Here is a 17,573-nt window from a genome sequence, read left to right on the forward strand (position 1 = left end):
TTTTAAGTGCGAGGCTTGGATTAGGTGCAGTCAATGAATTTGCCCTACCGCCATGGTTCTCAGCCGTACCTCTGATAACTCCGTATATATGATCGCCATCATCTATTGCCCTGCTTAACGGCTTTAGAAGGACCGCCCCTACTCCTTCTCCCCTCACATACCCATTAGCACCTTTACTGAAGGTCTTACACCTGCCATCAGGTGACAACATCCCGGCCTTATCAAAAGATATAAATAAAGCAGGCGACAATAACGCATTCACCCCTCCTGCCAGCGCCATATCACAATCTCCCGCCTGTATCGATTGCACCGCTTTATGTATCGCTATCAGAGAACTGGAACACGCCGTGTCTATCGGCTCACTCGGCCCATGAATATTCAGTATATACGATATGCGGTTCGCCAATACCGAATGGGCCAGACCCGTTGATGCATAAGCACCAATTTCTTTATTTCCACTCTCCTGTAAAATAGTTGCATAGTCAAACGATCCCACTCCTACATATAACCCGGTCTTCGTCCCCGACAGATCAGTTGCTTTATATCCCGCATCTTCTATCGTCTGCCAGACGGTTTCTAAAAACAACCTCTGCTGAGGGTCCATCAGCGCCGCCTCCTTGGGTGAAATACTAAAAAACAGGGGATCAAATCTATCCACACCTTCAATAAAACCTCCCCACTTGATATTCGTCTTATTCACCTCATTCTGCGGATCTCCATAATAATCACGCCAGTCCCAACGGTCCTCCGGGACCTCACTGATCAGGTCTTTTCCTTCCTCCAGATTCCTCCAGAATACATCCAGATCATTAACTCATCGGGCATCCCTGCCGCTCATCCCTATTACGGCTATCGGCACTGCTTCCTTTCTCTACTGCTCCCATAATCTTAAGAGACCGTCCAATAAACCGGGACCGCATGGATTTCAGTTGTACACTTTCCTGTTCCGTTTCTGTAATTATGTCTCGCTCCACTACTGATGCTGCACCTAATTGATATTTGGCAATAAGAAGCTCTCCATATTCCTCAACCAGATAGTCAGCAAACGATCCCAACGTTGACTGCTCAAAGAATACCGTAGGCATAAGTTCAATACGATACTCTTGATTCACCTTCGTAACAAATTCTGTTAAGGTGATAGAATCAAACCCATACTCACTCATCTCGGCATCAAAATCAATCTCCTCCTTCTTTACCTTTAATACATCAGATACCTCCTTAACAAGCTCCTGCCTCACCTTCTCAAGTAACTCATCTGTTTTATTTTGAGGAAGCGCAGATGCAAATGGCACCGGTTCCGTCGACGGAGAAGGCCCTTTTAATAACAGTTTAGATCGCATCTTACCAATTTCCCCCTCCGCAACCACCACATGACCATAGTCAAACTCCAGCACACGATCAAAGGCATCAACTCCCGCCTCTGTTCCCAACGGTACCATCCCACTTACTTGTTCCATCATCCGCACTGTCTGATCATCTACCCGCATACCACCATCTCGCCATAACGGCCAGCCGATGGACAACGTTCGACCATAACGCTTACCATCCTTAACCCGCCTCTGACGAGATACAGCAAAGGCGTCCAGAAAGGCATTCGCTCCCGCATAATCACACTGCCCTATACCACCTAAAACACCCGCAAGGGATGAAAAAAATATCATAAAATCCAGTCGCTCGTCCTTTGTCGCTATATCCAAATTGATAGCCCCACTCACTTTAGGCGATAAAACCGCTTTGATCTGATCATGCGTCTTCTTCAGGAAAAACGCATCACGGATAACACCAGCGCTATGAATGATACCGTTTAACTTACCATACTCCTCTTTAATCGTCTTTAACGCTGCTTTTATCTGTGGCTCCTTACTAATATCCGCTTGTATATAGCTCACACTAATACCCTGCTGTTGTAACGCAGAAAGATACTTCTGCTTTTCTCCATCAAGCGCAGATCTACCGCTTACAACTAACTTCACCTCTTTTGTTTTACCTAAATGCAGTGCAAATATGCGCCCCAATCCACCTAATCCTCCCGTCAGCCAGTAAACACCACCTGGTTTGATTAATTGCACTGCTCCTGTATTCTGTACAGGTAATTTTACCTCAACCAGACGTTTAACTTGACGCACCTTGAGATCTTCACTATAACGCACTTCGATATCATGATCAGCAGAAAGGTTTGACTCTTGCTTGAGTATGGAGAGAAGATGCTGCTTATGGCGTATAGCTATTTCAGGATAATAGATAACCTTACCACGTGTCCGGGGACTCTCTAATTGTAACGTCTTTATCAGGCCCGCAAGGGGCGCATCGCAATAACCCTCTTCCGTGTCAGGCACCAGAATAAGTATCTGTTGTACACGATTTGGCGTAGCTCCTAAACAACTCTTGATCTTATCAAAAACCTCAATAAATCTGGTCTCAACGACCTTGTAGATTGCTTTGCATCGAGGAGCGAGACTGATCACTTCAGCCTTCGGATACTCCAGTGCAATGGTTTCAAGAAGCGCCTCCTCCTGACTATCAACGATGACCAGACTCTCTACAACGCCAGTCCCCTGGGCCAAACCGCTTTGCAGGGACTGCTCATACCACTGAGTCGTGGTATAAAGAACTCCTCGCTCAGCCTGGGCCGTGGAGAGTTGGACCGAAGGCCTCGCATCCTGCAATACCCTGACCGTAAACTCCTTTAGCTTAACCACCACCTGTCCCAGCTCATCCGTAATCTCAATATCATACTTCAGTACCTGACCCTGCGGGTCTACACCGGGACTATACCTCACATAGGCGTAAGCACTCTCAGGTATCGGACCATAAATCATCACCTCACTCAAAGCAAAGGGGAGTAGTGTCACTTGAGGCCCGGTCTTTGCATTGCCACCCACCAGCCCGGCTACCGCCTGCAAAGCACCATCCAGTAAACTAGGGTGTAAAACAAACCGCTCTGCCTGTCCTGTAACAATATCAGGCAACTTCAGCCTGGCTAACGCTTCACTATCATTGTAACTCAGACTTTCTATACCCTGAAATGAAGGACCATAGTTCAGACCACGACCGGCAAATGCCTTGTAACAGTCCACTCCTTGCTGCAGCTCACTGCACCTCGATTGAATACCTTCTATATCCAGAGATTTCGGTATGTTCTGCAGGCTACAATCTCCTACCTCAAGTTTCCCCTGACCGTGCACCATACGTTCATCACCTTCTACCGGACTGCTCACCTCAAAGGCTATATGATTCCCCTCAGGATACAAACTTATAGAGACTTCCCGGGCAACACTATTGACACGAACAGGACTGGACCATACCATGTTCCTGATCCTTACAACATCACTCTTTGTCGCCAACTGACCCGCGGCACGAGCCATCTCTATATAAGCAACCCCAGGCAGCACCTTCTCATCCTGGACCCTGTGATCTTTTAAGAAAAACTCTCCACCGGTCAGCCGTGTCGTAAACTGTTGCTCTGTTAAATCAGATGTGTTGCTCCCCAATAATGGATGCAATACGGACACACCGCCATTTCCCTCAGCAATAACTTAGGCCTCTCAGGCACCCAATACCTCTCCCTGGCAAATGGATAGGTGGGCAGTGGTATACGTAAGTGTATACCTTCTTTAAACAACGGTTCCCATGCCAATTCATAGCCTTGAGCATATAAATCAGCTAATGCAAGAAGATTATCCTGGTAGCTTTGATAGTCTTCTTCATTTGAAACAGATAATGTCTCTATTAATTGATTGCCATATTTCTTTAAAGCAATTTGCTTACGATCTTGTCTTACTATACTATTTCTTAGTACATTCTTTGCACTCTTTTGTTCAATCGCCCCCCGTAATGTCTCTTTAAGATGGATCAGATCTTTTACAACTATAGCACAACGGTGATTAAAGTGACTACGACCTGACAGCAAAGTATAGCTCATGTTGGCAAGCAATGATTTTTCTGATACTGATGACACTACTCTCGATATCCTTTGAAGATACCCTTGCAAGTCCTTTAGTCTTTGATCTAAGGCTTTCATGGTTTTAGCCGATAGACAAATCAGATAAGAGGGTTTTTTGAACTCAGGATATTGTGCCACTCTCTGAGGGGCTTCTTCTATCACCATATGAGCATTGGTACCACTTATACCGAATGAATTTACTGCGGCCATTCTGAGGCTACTGTCATCCGTTGTCCAGTCTTTTAGTTTGGTGTTCACATAAAAAGGGCTATTTTCGAAATCTATGTTTTCATTAGATTGCTGATAATGCAAAGAAGGAACAAGCTTTTTATTTTTGAGACATAAAACCGCCTTAATCACACCAGCTACACCAGCAGCCCAGCCAGTATGACCAATATTGGTTTTAACGGACCCAATAGCACAAAACTGTTTATCAGGTGTATATTCGAAAAAAGAATCTGTTAAAGCTTCCACTTCAATAGGGTCACCTAATGGAGTTGCTGTTCCGTGTGCTTCAACATAGCTTATTGTTCTCGGGTTTATCTTGAATTTTGCATAAACACCCGTCTGTAAGCCTAATTGAGACAGACGGTTAGGGGCTGTTATTCCATTTGTTTTACCATCTTGATTTATTCCAGACCCTTTTATAACTGCATAAATATTGTCATTATCACGTACAGCATCATTGTATCTTTTCAATAAAACCACACCGCATCCTTCTCCAGACACAATACCTGATGCAGATTTATCAAAAGTCTTACAACGTCCTTCCGGTGATGGCATGCCCACCTGGCTAGTCATAATATGAAGTAAAGGCGTCAGCATCAATGTAACACCTCCGGCAAGCGCCAAGTCGCTTTCTCCAGTATTGAGGCTTTGACAAGCTTGATGAATTGCTACAAGTGATGAAGAACACGCGGTTTCTATAGTAACGGCAGGACCTGTAAGATTTAAAAAATACGAAATTCTGGCTGCTAAAATTGCAGAAGATGTCCCCATTAATGCTTGACCACTAGTAGAAAGAGCAGCTTCTGATAATCTTTTTACATAATCACCACCAATAGCACCTACAAAAACACCACATTTTTTTTCATTTAATACCTCTAATGAATATCCGGCATCTTCAAATGTCTTCCATGCTTCTTCTAAAAATATTCTTTGTTGTGGTTCTATAAATTCAGCTTCAGCAGGTGAAATATTAAAAAACAAAGGATCAAATTTATCAACATTATCTAGAAATCCACCCCACTTTGTATATGATGTATTTAAACTGTTTTTATCAGGGTTAAACCAATCTTTTTCACTCCAACGCCCTTCAGGAATTTCAGTAATACTATCTACCCCATCTTTGAGATTATACCAGAATTCATCAGCATTACTTGCCCCTGGAAATCTGCATGATAAGCCAATAATAGCAAAACCTTGCTCATCACTCTTTGAAGTAACTGGCCCCTTACTATTTTTCTCAATACTATTATCCTCATTTTTCGAAACAAGATTTGATTTTAACTTTATATCTATTTGGTCCTCTATTTGTTTAATGTGCATGCTCTCTTCACTTCTTCCGGCTGTTTTATATTCGGGTAGTGATGAATAACCAGGCTGAGAAGGAGAAGAACCTTGTTCATTTTTCTTTTTTAAATTCAAAAGGGCCTGTTTAGCTTCTATAATAGAAAGTCTGCCGCTTTTTAGTTTTTTTAATATTTCCTCTTTCCTCATCTATTTACCTCTTATTAACCAGCACCCCAGTGTAAGATTCTACTTTTTTTTAAAAAAGTAGTTTACCATTTATTCATTAACCAAAAAGCTCCTCAATACGGCTTTTCACTTCTGGTTGATGAAATGTTAATTCATGCATTTTCAGTTCTTCTCTTATGGTCTCTGGCAATCGAGCGCGAAGATGCTGAGTCAAATGTTTTTTCATAGCGATTAGCGATGTCCTGGGTTTATCAGCCAACTCTTTAGACATCTGCATTGCAATTGTAAAAACCTCTTTTCGCGGCACGACTTTGAATGGGATGCCTCTTTGCTCCAATTCACCGCCCTGATAATTTTTCGCAGATAACATCATCTCATGTGCTAAAGAAGTCCCCAGCCGTTCTGGAAGTATCAACGTGGCCCCCAATCCTGGAGTAAAACCATATTTCATAAAATTTGCTGAATACACACTCTCTCTACCCATTACGATGATATCCGCATACATGCCAAACACCAGCCCTCCACCAATTCCATGCCCCTGCATAGCTGAAACAACAGGGACATCACAATCCAGGGCCAAATGAAAAAAATCCAAGTCATTAAAGTTCAATTCTCCAGTATAAATCTTTAATAACTCCTCTTTTGTACCTCCTGAGCAAAAATAATTATCATACCCTGTTAATAATACAACTTTGATATTAGAGTTATCCCGAACACGTGAAAAACAGCTTATTAAGCCTTTTATAAGATTCTCTGAGAACATATTACGATGTTCTTTGTCCAACATTTCAATGATGACAATACCGTCTTCTACCTCTCTATATCTTACTACTTTATGTGCTAAGATGATTTGCTCTCCCACGGAAAAATTCCATCCTGGACAAATGCTCTAATATTAGCCCTAACCTGTGGGTCAGTTAATAATTCCGTAATCTGTCCAACAGCTAAATTTTGTGTCTTTGCCTCAATGATCCACAATTGACTAACGTATCTTTTCAATGTCTTGACACTCTGTGACTCTAAACGAGACAAACGGATAATATATTTACGAAGTTGACTTTCAAGGTTTTCGTGAATATCATCCACAAGTCCTATCTCATAGGCCCTTGATGCCGAAATGGACTGCGTTGTCAACGCCATACGATATGCCGCTTGAAACCCAACACGTCGAATCAAAAAAGGTAAAACACATGCAGGAACGAGTCCAAATAAAAGTTCTGACAGGCCAAATTCTGCAGTTGGATCCGCAATTACCAGGTCACTTGCAGCAACCAGACCTATACCACCTGCACTTACTTTTCCCCGGACCATCGAGATAATCACTTTTTCACTACGGCTGAAACATTTGAGTATCTCATAATACAAATTGGTATTTTGTGCTGTTAAATCCTCACCTGGATTCTCATCAGATTTAGTAATTGTTTCAAAATCCATTCCAGTACAAAAAACATCTGGTAATCCTTCAATCAAGACAATCTTTATTTCGTTATTCTGATCAACAATCTGTAATACCTGATAAAGTTCCTCAATAAGTATCGCATTAAGACTATTTTGCACCTCAGGACGGTAAAGCTGGACCCTCAATAGCAGCCTTTGCTCTTTAAGTTTCAAGGTTTGATAAGACATTTTTTGTCACCTACATCCATTCATACTTACGATGAAAATTCTTAATTTCTGAAAGCACCAACCGACCTCTGCCCAGGAAGTGATCGTCCACACCTGGTAACAAACCTTTTTGTATAACCACATCTTTAATCCCAAATCTGACTACCTTATTGTAATCAAACATGGCTTCATACTCTTCCATGCTCAATTCATAGCGTTCACTCAGGGTTTTCCCGATTTGACGATGCGCCTGTATCTGCTTCGCAGAAGATGTTACAACACCACTGTAAAATTCTGAACAACACCCTGATCCATATGAAAAAACACCTACTCGTTTTGGTGTAGGAAAGTCGCCATTATCAATCAGCCCGGCCAGGGCCAGAAAAACCGTCCCGCTCATCACATTACCAACTCGCTGACAATAACTCAGAGACGGCTGTACCCGTACCTGAAAATCCTGTTCAATCTCTGATGGAGTTGCCTTTTTAAATTTTCGCATCATGGTGCGATGTGTGCCTTTGACCATACCACCAAAGGGAGTATGAAAGGCCAGATAATCAAAAGTATCTTGATAATCAACCCCTTCTACTCTGTCCTGATACATCAGAAAGGCATTTTCGCAACAATCCAAATAAGAGAGCAAAGATAAATCCGCATCACCGAATTCATGGTCAGGAGTAGGACGACAAGTATCCATCACCTCATATCCGTAATATCCAGTGGCACCTATGTCTAAACTGAATACTTTAGGTTGATCACTCACTAAGTATGCAATTGCACCCGCCCCACCGCTTGGTTCATGATAAAGCCCCCTCATCTCTGGAAACATACGCGAGATGTCAGTAGAGACTACCAAGGCTTTCGCACCAGGGGACGTCTGTGATAACACAAAACCAACAGCCATTTGAAAAGCAGCTGTACCTGCATAACATGCCTGTTTAATTTCAAACAAACGGCAGTGACGAGATAATTTTAAATAATGATGTACATATGTACTCAATGATTTGCCAAAATCTACGGCTGATTCTGTAGACACAATCACTAATTCAATGCGGCTGCGTTCCTCTTCGCTTAACTCGTCAATAATGGGCTTGGCCGCATTTATTCCAAAAGAAACAGAATCTTCATAATAAAGTGCAACTGTTTTTTGCAGCATTAATAGATTTTCAAAACGGACCATATCTAAATTGCGCTCTTTAGCTAACGTTGCAACATCTAAAAAAGCTTCTCCTCCATAAACATTTAATGCCTCTATACCTACTTCAGTCATCATTTTTATCCAATAAACCCATTGTTTCTTCTAAAGATAAATTCCCTTTTACAAATTTTTCTAAAACCCCCTCTACTTGCAAATCATCATTTCTTTCCAAAATGACCTCTTTTTCTATGTCTAATTCTTTTATTCTTTCATCATCTATTTCCTTTTTTATTTTTTGAGGCCCTGAGGATAGAGTGTTTAATTGGATTTTATTATTGAATGAATCTCCTATTTGATCTTGCCCTTTAGATACAGTAATATCCTGGCTTTGCTGTGATGATTGGGCCCTATCAGTTAAAACACGAATTAAATATTGTGCTAAATCATGTATAGTTGGATAGTCATACAATTTTGTTGCTTTGATATTTATTCCATATTCTTTATTCAGTTGTTTAACTAACTCAACCCCTATAATCGAATCCAATCCTAAATCAACAAATTTTTTGTCCTTATCAACATCTCCTTCTTCAAGATATAGATAAGACACCAACATTCCATTTAATTTATTTATTATGTCTTCCTCTTGATACTTCTGACCACTTATCTGCGTTTCAGATGTAACTTCTGGAGCAGTAAAACTATCCATTTTCTCAACTATGGTTAATGTCTTTGAAGGGTTTTCCGGTACCTCTGTTCTATCAAATTCTATGTTTGTTGCTGCAAACTCCCCTGTTTGGTCTAGATCACGGACAGTATTATTGGCATATGTATTTAACGAAGTTAGCCTTACTTTCAAAGGTTTTGATTCTGTCAATGTCGCAACTTTTGTATTTGTTTTATGTACCTGGTCCTGCTGTTTTATATAAGCATCAAACCAATAACTTTTCTTCTCAAATGGATATGTTGGTAAACTTATCCGTCTAGGTCTTTGTTCCCCATAGAGCAGGTCCCAGTCTAACACAAGCCCTTTAACCCAAAGCTCGGCCAGTTTACCAAGCTTACCCTTGGCTATCCACTTATCTATAGCCTCTTTTAGGTCATCATCAACTACAAAGACTGCTAAGGCATCCTTATACCTTTTCACCTCACCTGTATAGCAACCCTCTATATACTCTTTGCCTGCAACAAAGGCATTCAATTTACAGATCAGGTCTTTCTCGTCCTTGATCAAAAAGGCCACACGGCTGTCCATTGCATCACGACCCACCTGCAGTGTATAGGCAATATCAGCAAGATTAAAAGCGTTAGCCATGTTAATCTTTTGTCTATTTATAAACTCAAGCAAGGTCTCACAATATGCGTTTAAACGCTTTCCATCCCTGGCTGACAAAACCACTAAAGCAGAATGAAAAGTATTTATCTCTGTTACAGGACTATTATGGTGTTGCTCTGGAGTGTATTCTTCAAGAATCACGTGTGCATTAGCACCACCAAAGCCAAAGGAGCTTACTCCTGCACGCCTGGGTAAGGGCTGATCACTCTCATCCATAATCACTCCCCACTCCTGTGTTTTTTTAACTATATAAAAAGGGCTATTATTTAGTTCAATATATGGATTGACCTCTTCACAGTGTAAACTGGCAGGAATGCTCTTATGCTTCAAAGCCAAAAGTACTTTTAAAACCCCTGCTATCCCTGCTGCTGTCTCTAAATGGCCTATATTAGTTTTAACTGAGCCTAGTCCACAGTGAGCTTGTTTTACCTCCTTTTGTCCATAATCATCATATAACTCCTTAAAGGCCTCCTTCAAACCATTTACCTCTATTGGATCACCAAGCGCCGTCCCAGTCCCATGTAATTCAATATAACCCACTGTCCGAGGATCAATGTTTGCCTTGCGATATGCTGCCTTCAGTAGTTCCGCCTGTGCATTTGGATTAGGTGCAGTCAATGAATTTGCCCTACCGCCATGGTTCTCAGCCGTACCTCTGATAACTCCGTATATATGATCGCCATCATCTATTGCCCTGCTTAACGGCTTTAGAAGGACCGCCCCTACTCCTTCTCCCCTCACATACCCATTAGCACCTTTACTGAAGGTCTTACACCTGCCATCAGGTGACAACATCCCGGCCTTATCAAAAGATATAAATAAAGCAGGCGACAATAACGCATTCACCCCTCCTGCCAGCGCCATATCACAATCTCCCGCCTGTATCGATTGCACCGCTTTATGTATCGCTATCAGAGAACTGGAACACGCCGTGTCTATCGGCTCACTCGGCCCATGAATATTCAGTATATACGATATGCGGTTCGCCAATACCGAATGGGCCAGACCCGTTGATGCATAAGCACCAATTTCTTTATTTCCACTCTCCTGTAAAATAGTTGCATAGTCAAACGATCCCACTCCTACATATAACCCGGTCTTCGTCCCCGACAGATCAGTTGCTTTATATCCCGCATCTTCTATCGTCTGCCAGACGGTTTCTAAAAACAACCTCTGCTGAGGGTCCATCAGCGCCGCCTCCTTGGGTGAAATACTAAAAAACAGGGGATCAAATCTATCCACACCTTCAATAAAACCTCCCCACTTGATATTCGTCTTATTCACCTCATTCTGCGGATCTCCATAATAATCACGCCAGTCCCAACGGTCCTCCGGGACCTCACTGATCAGGTCTTTTCCTTCCTCCAGATTCCTCCAGAATACATCCAGATCATTACTCATCGGCATCCTGCCGCTCATCCCTATTACGGCTATCGGCACTGCTTCCTTCTCTACTGCTCCCATAATCTTAAGAGACCGTCCAATAAACCGGGACCGCATGGATTTCAGTTGTACACTTTCCTGTTCCGTTTCTGTAATTATGTCTCGCTCCACTACTGATGCTGCACCTAATTGATATTTGGCAATAAGAAGCTCTCCATATTCCTCAACCAGATAGTCAGCAAACGATCCCAACGTTGACTGCTCAAAGAATACCGTAGGCATAAGTTCAATACGATACTCTTGATTCACCTTCGTAACAAATTCTGTTAAGGTGATAGAATCAAACCCATACTCACTCATCTCGGCATCAAAATCAATCTCCTCCTTCTTTACCTTTAATACATCAGATACCTCCTTAACAAGCTCCTGCCTCACCTTCTCAAGTAACTCATCTGTTTTATTTTGAGGAAGCGCAGATGCAAATGGCACCGGTTCCGTCGACGGAGAAGGCCCTTTTAATAACAGTTTAGATCGCATCTTACCAATTTCCCCCTCCGCAACCACCACATGACCATAGTCAAACTCCAGCACACGATCAAAGGCATCAACTCCCGCCTCTGTTCCCAACGGTACCATCCCACTTACTTGTTCCATCATCCGCACTGTCTGATCATCTACCCGCATACCACCATCTCGCCATAACGGCCAGCCGATGGACAACGTTCGACCATAACGCTTACCATCCTTAACCCGCCTCTGACGAGATACAGCAAAGGCGTCCAGAAAGGCATTCGCTCCCGCATAATCACACTGCCCTATACCACCTAAAACACCCGCAAGGGATGAAAAAAATATCATAAAATCCAGTCGCTCGTCCTTTGTCGCTATATCCAAATTGATAGCCCCACTCACTTTAGGCGATAAAACCGCTTTGATCTGATCATGCGTCTTCTTCAGGAAAAACGCATCACGGATAACACCAGCGCTATGAATGATACCGTTTAACTTACCATACTCCTCTTTAATCGTCTTTAACGCTGCTTTTATCTGTGGCTCCTTACTAATATCCGCTTGTATATAGCTCACACTAATACCCTGCTGTTGTAACGCAGAAAGATACTTCTGCTTTTCTCCATCAAGCGCAGATCTACCGCTTACAACTAACTTCACCTCTTTTGTTTTACCTAAATGCAGTGCAAATATGCGCCCCAATCCACCTAATCCTCCCGTCAGCCAGTAAACACCACCTGGTTTGATTAATTGCACTGCTCCTGTATTCTGTACAGGTAATTTTACCTCAACCAGACGTTTAACTTGACGCACCTTGAGATCTTCACTATAACGCACTTCGATATCATGATCAGCAGAAAGGTTTGACTCTTGCTTGAGTATGGAGAGAAGATGCTGCTTATGGCGTATAGCTATTTCAGGATAATAGATAACCTTACCACGTGTCCGGGGACTCTCTAATTGTAACGTCTTTATCAGGCCCGCAAGGGGCGCATCGCAATAACCCTCTTCCGTGTCAGCACCAGAATAAGTATCTGTTGTACACGATTTGGCGTAGCTCCTAAACAACTCTTGATCTTATCAAAAACCTCAATAAATCTGGTCTCAACGACCTTGTAGATTGCTTTGCATCGAGGAGCGAGACTGATCACTTCAGCCTTCGGATACTCCAGTGCAATGGTTTCAAGAAGCGCCTCCTCCTGACTATCAACGATGACCAGACTCTCTACAACGCCAGTCCCCTGGGCCAAACCGCTTTGCAGGGACTGCTCATACCACTGAGTCGTGGTATAAAGAACTCCTCGCTCAGCCTGGGCCGTGGAGAGTTGGACCGAAGGCCTCGCATCCTGCAATACCCTGACCGTAAACTCCTTTAGCTTAACCACCACCTGTCCCAGCTCATCCGTAATCTCAATATCATACTTCAGTACCTGACCCTGCGGGTCTACACCGGGACTATACCTCACATAGGCGTAAGCACTCTCAGGTATCGGACCATAAATCATCACCTCACTCAAAGCAAAGGGGAGTAGTGTCACTTGAGGCCCGGTCTTTGCATTGCCACCCACCAGCCCGGCTACCGCCTGCAAAGCACCATCCAGTAAACTAGGGTGTAAAACAAACCGCTCTGCCTGTCCTGTAACAATATCAGGCAACTTCAGCCTGGCTAACGCTTCACTATCATTGTAACTCAGACTTTCTATACCCTGAAATGAAGGACCATAGTTCAGACCACGACCGGCAAATGCCTTGTAACAGTCCACTCCTTGCTGCAGCTCACTGCACCTCGATTGAATACCTTCTATATCCAGAGATTTCGGTATGTTCTGCAGGCTACAATCTCCTACCTCAAGTTTCCCCTGACCGTGCACCATACGTTCATCACCTTCTACCGGACTGCTCACCTCAAAGGCTATATGATTCCCCTCAGGATACAAACTTATAGAGACTTCCCGGGCAACACTATTGACACGAACAGGACTGGACCATACCATGTTCCTGATCCTTACAACATCACTCTTTGTCGCCAACTGACCCGCGGCACGAGCCATCTCTATATAAGCAACCCCAGGCAGCACCTTCTCATCCTGGACCCTGTGATCTTTTAAGAAAAACTCTCCACCGGTCAGCCGTGTCGTAAACTGTTGCTCTGTTAAATCAGATGTGTTGCTCCCCAATAATGGATGCAATACGGACACACCGCCATTTCCCTCAGCAATAACTTCTGCGCCAGCTTCAGGCACCCAATACCTCTCCCTGGCAAATGGATAGGTGGGCAGACTTACTCTTTTCGGCCTCTGCTCACCATAGAGCAGGTCCCAGTCTAAAACAAGCCCCCTGGTCCATAGCTCAGCCAGTTTGCCTAGCTTACCTTTCGCAACCCATTTGTCTATTGCCTCTTTTATATCATCATCAGCCGTAAAGACCGTTAAGGTCTCCTTGTTTCTCTTAACTTCACCCGTATAACAATCATCTATATCGTCTTTACCTGCAGCAAAAGACCCCAATTTGTTTATAAGACCTTTCTCGTCATTCACCAGAAAGGCCATCCGGCTGTCCATCGCTTCACGTCCCACCTGTAACGTATAGGCAATATCAGAAAGATTAAAACATTCAGTTTCTCTCTGTTCCCGACCCTCTATAAACCGGAGCAGTCTTTCAGCATAGTTTTTCAGACGCTCCCCATTCCTTGCCGACAATACCATTAATACTGGACGAGCAGCGTTTTCTTCTATTAAACCGCTGTCAGGGGAGCCCTCAGAAACGTATTCTTCAACAATAACATGGGCATTCGAACCTCCGGCCCCAAAGGAAGAAATACCTGCTATCCTTGGACATTCCTTCTCCTGACCATTCTCCTTAATTACTGGCCTTTCCCACTCGGCAAACTCCTGCTGGACAACAAAAGGTGTTTGACTAAAATCAATATTGGGATTTAAGGTCTCAGAGTGTAACGAAGGAACAAGCTTCCGGTACTTAAGTTGTAATAAAACCTTGGTAAGACCTGCTATCCCTGCCGCTGATTCACAATGCCCAATGTTCGATTTGGCCGAGCCAATAACACAAAACTGACTGTCATCAGTAAATGTCTGATACGCCTTCGATAAACCTGTTATCTCTATCGGATCTCCTAACGATGTCCCTGTACCATGGGCCTCAATATAACTGATATGCCGTGGATTGACCCTCGATTCTTTAATAGCATCACCAATCACAGTCCCCTGGGCGTTGGGATTAGGCACCGTATATCCATTCGTCTTGCCACCATGGTTTACTGCAGTGCCTTTAACTACTGCATAAATATGATCTCCATCATCAATGGCCTTTTGTAACGGCTTTAACAACACACAACCCACACCTTCACCAGGCACATAGCCATCTCCTCCTTGACCAAAACTTTCACAACGACCCTTGCTGGAAATAAACTTGCCCTGTGTTAACCCAATATATTTATTGGGATGAATAGAAACATTCACCCCACCCGCCAATGCCAATTCACAATCTCCTGTTTTTAAACTCTGACAAGCTAAATGTATCGTAGTCAAAGAGGAGGAACACATCGTATCCACCGCCATACTGGGACCATGAAAATCACAGAAATAAGACACACGGTTGGCTATGCTTGACGGACTACCAGATAAAGCCATCACTCGACCTTTCAGACCCTCTTCAACTCCAAACAATTGATACTCCTCATACATCACACCAGCATAGACCCCAACATTTCCCGGCAAACCATTACCATTGCGGGCATTCAAAAATTCCCGGGTATAGCCGGCATCTTCCAGAGTCTCCCATACTGTTTCCAGAAATAACCTTTCCTGAGGATCTATAAATTCCGCTTCCCGGGGTGAAATATTGAAAAACAAGGGATCAAATTTATCCACATCATCAATAAAACCACCCCATTTACTATGGATTTTATCCATAGTGCTTTTGTCTGCATCATAATACTTACTATGGTCCCAACGCTCTCTGGGTATTTCAGTAATACAATCTCGTCCAGACTTAAGGTTCTCCCAGAACTCCTGAAGGTCCCTGGCCCCGGGATATCTACCACTGACACCGATAATCGCAATATCTAATGGGCCTGACTCTTCTCCTTTACTGCTCACTGCTTTTAACTGCGCAAAACGGCCACGCTTAAAGGAAGATAATGACAACACGTCATCAGTTTGTTTATCAGTGAAAGTCTGTATCGCGTTACCAACGCCTAAAATCTGTACTAAAAGCCCCTGATGCGATTTTATAAAATAACCGGCCATTTCATTTATGTTTCTATATTCAAAAAACAGGGTCTTTGATAATGGGCCAAATGCCTTTTCCAACTGGCCTGTCAAATTCATAATCATAACTGAATCTATACCAAATTTTTCAAACGGGGTATCTGCATCAATACGCTGTACTGGTATCTTTAAGGTAGAAGACAACTGCTTTTTAAAATAACTTACCGCTTTTTCTTCCAGCTCTTTCTGGTCTGTATCGGCAACTGTCTTTTGCTTAGGCCCGTGTCCTCTCAATTTTGTCTGGCCTGACATATCACTTTGTCTTAAAAGCGTATCACGCATCTTAACAAGATCACCATCAGACACCACCACATGTCCATAGTCAGACCCAAGTGCACGATCAAATGTATCAACCCCCGCCTCTGTTTGTAACGGCACTATCCCACTCACCTGCTCCATCATCCGCACTGCCTGCTCATCTACCTGCATTCCACCATCTCGCCATAACGACCAGCCGATAGACAACGTTCTACCATAACGCTTACCATCCTTAACCTGCCCCTGACGAAATGCAGCAAAGGCGTCCAGAAAGGCATTCGCCCCAGCATAGTCACTCTGACCTATGCTGCCTGATACACCCGCAAGGGATGAAAAAAATATCATAAAATCCAGCCGCTCGTCCTTTGTAGCTATATCCAAATTGATAGCCCCGCTCACTTTAGGCGATAAAACCGCTTTGATCTGGTCTTCTGTTTTCTTTAATATAAACGCATCACGGATAACACCAGCACTGTGAATAACCCCATTGAGTCTCCCGTACTTCTCTTTAATGGTTTTAATTACCGTTGCAGTATCGTCCCGTTTGCTAATATCCGCTTGTATATAGCTGACACTAATACCTGCCTGTTGCAATGCAGAAAGGTGATTCTCGTTTTCACCATCAAGCTTCGATCGGCCACTTACAACTAACTTCACTTCTTTTGTTTTACCCAGATGTTGCGCAAATATACGTCCTAAACCACCTAAACCTCCCGTTATCCAGTAAACCCCTCCAGGCTTAACGGACCTGGCAGGATCAGCTGCCTGTGCAGGCAATGTTACCTCAGTCAGACGTTTAACTTTACGCTTCTTGAGATCAGTTCTATAACGCACTTCAATATCATGATCAGTAGAAGCGGTTGACTCTTGCTTGAGTATGGACAGAAGTTGCTGCGTATGGTCTATAGCTATTTCAGGATAATAGATAACCTTACCCTGTATCCGGGGGTTCTCGATGTGTGCCGTTTTTATCAGGCCCGCAAGTGGCGCATAGCAATAACGCTCTTCCGTGTCGGGCACCAGAATAAGTATCTGTTGCACACGGTTTGGCTTAGCTTCCAAACAACTCTTAACCTTGTCAAAAACCTCAATAAATCTGGTTTCAACGGCCTCGTCAATTGCTTTACCACGAGCTGTGAAATTGATCACTTCAGCCTTCGGATACTCTAATGCAATGGCTTCAAGAAGCGCCTTGTCCTGACTATCAACTATGATAAACATATCCACAAGAGACAACTCCCGAGCTGAACTGCTCTGGAGGGATTGCTCATGCCACACAGTAGTTGTATACAGAGTATCATTTGATTTAATATTATTAGATACTTTTATAATTTTTTTTAATAATGAAACAGCTGTTTCATTATTAATTTTGTGTGCTTTAACTTTCTCAAGAATTTCTTTCACATCCATAGCTAAATA

At 43.1% G+C, this 17,573-nt stretch carries 7 protein-coding genes and 1 pseudogene; all 8 read right to left on the reverse strand.

Features of this window, described 5'->3' with window-relative positions:
* Positions 1 to 808 (reverse strand): annotated as a pseudogene (locus SCALIN_RS06145) (beta-ketoacyl synthase N-terminal-like domain-containing protein); the annotation flags it as partial.
* A 1-nt stretch (position 809) separates the two neighbouring features.
* Entirely contained in the window at positions 810 to 3,512 is a 2,703-nt protein-coding gene (locus SCALIN_RS06150; RefSeq protein WP_096893530.1) for an SDR family NAD(P)-dependent oxidoreductase, read from the reverse strand.
* Positions 3,467 to 5,590, reverse strand: a complete 2,124-nt coding sequence (locus tag SCALIN_RS06155) for a type I polyketide synthase (protein WP_162532178.1) — start codon at positions 5,588 to 5,590, stop codon at positions 3,467 to 3,469. The genes SCALIN_RS06150 and SCALIN_RS06155 overlap by 46 nt, the downstream gene beginning before the upstream one ends.
* Before the next feature lie 148 nt (positions 5,591 to 5,738).
* Positions 5,739 to 6,503: a polyketide synthase gene (locus tag SCALIN_RS06160; protein WP_203415376.1), complete on the reverse strand. Its 765-nt coding sequence runs from the start codon at positions 6,501 to 6,503 to the stop codon at positions 5,739 to 5,741.
* Positions 6,482 to 7,267, reverse strand: coding sequence for an enoyl-CoA hydratase/isomerase (locus tag SCALIN_RS06165; protein ID WP_096893532.1), 786 nt, complete (start codon positions 7,265 to 7,267; stop codon positions 6,482 to 6,484). The genes SCALIN_RS06160 and SCALIN_RS06165 overlap by 22 nt, the downstream gene beginning before the upstream one ends.
* 10 nt (positions 7,268 to 7,277) lie before the next feature.
* On the reverse strand, positions 7,278 to 8,516 hold the full coding sequence (locus SCALIN_RS06170) for a hydroxymethylglutaryl-CoA synthase family protein (protein WP_096893533.1): 1,239 nt from the start codon (positions 8,514 to 8,516) through the stop codon (positions 7,278 to 7,280).
* Positions 8,509 to 12,678, reverse strand: a complete 4,170-nt coding sequence (locus SCALIN_RS06175) for an SDR family NAD(P)-dependent oxidoreductase (RefSeq protein WP_096893534.1) — start codon at positions 12,676 to 12,678, stop codon at positions 8,509 to 8,511. The genes SCALIN_RS06170 and SCALIN_RS06175 overlap by 8 nt, the downstream gene beginning before the upstream one ends.
* Positions 12,585 to 17,564: a type I polyketide synthase gene (locus SCALIN_RS06180; RefSeq protein ID WP_096893535.1), complete on the reverse strand. Its 4,980-nt coding sequence runs from the start codon at positions 17,562 to 17,564 to the stop codon at positions 12,585 to 12,587. Before SCALIN_RS06180 ends, SCALIN_RS06175 begins: the two co-directional genes overlap by 94 nt.
* Positions 17,565 to 17,573: the final 9 nt, after the last annotated feature.

Source organism: Candidatus Scalindua japonica (genome assembly GCF_002443295.1).
GTDB lineage: Bacteria > Planctomycetota > Brocadiia > Brocadiales > Scalinduaceae > Scalindua > Scalindua japonica.

Coding starts and splice junctions, on each gene's coding strand:
- SCALIN_RS06165 (WP_096893532.1), bottom strand. CDS start 7,267: ATGTCTTATCAAACCTTGAAACTTAAAGAGCAAAGGCTGCTATTGAGG.
- SCALIN_RS06170 (WP_096893533.1), bottom strand. CDS start 8,516: ATGACTGAAGTAGGTATAGAGGCATTAAATGTTTATGGAGGAGAAGCT.
- SCALIN_RS06180 (WP_096893535.1), bottom strand. CDS start 17,564: ATGGATGTGAAAGAAATTCTTGAGAAAGTTAAAGCACACAAAATTAAT.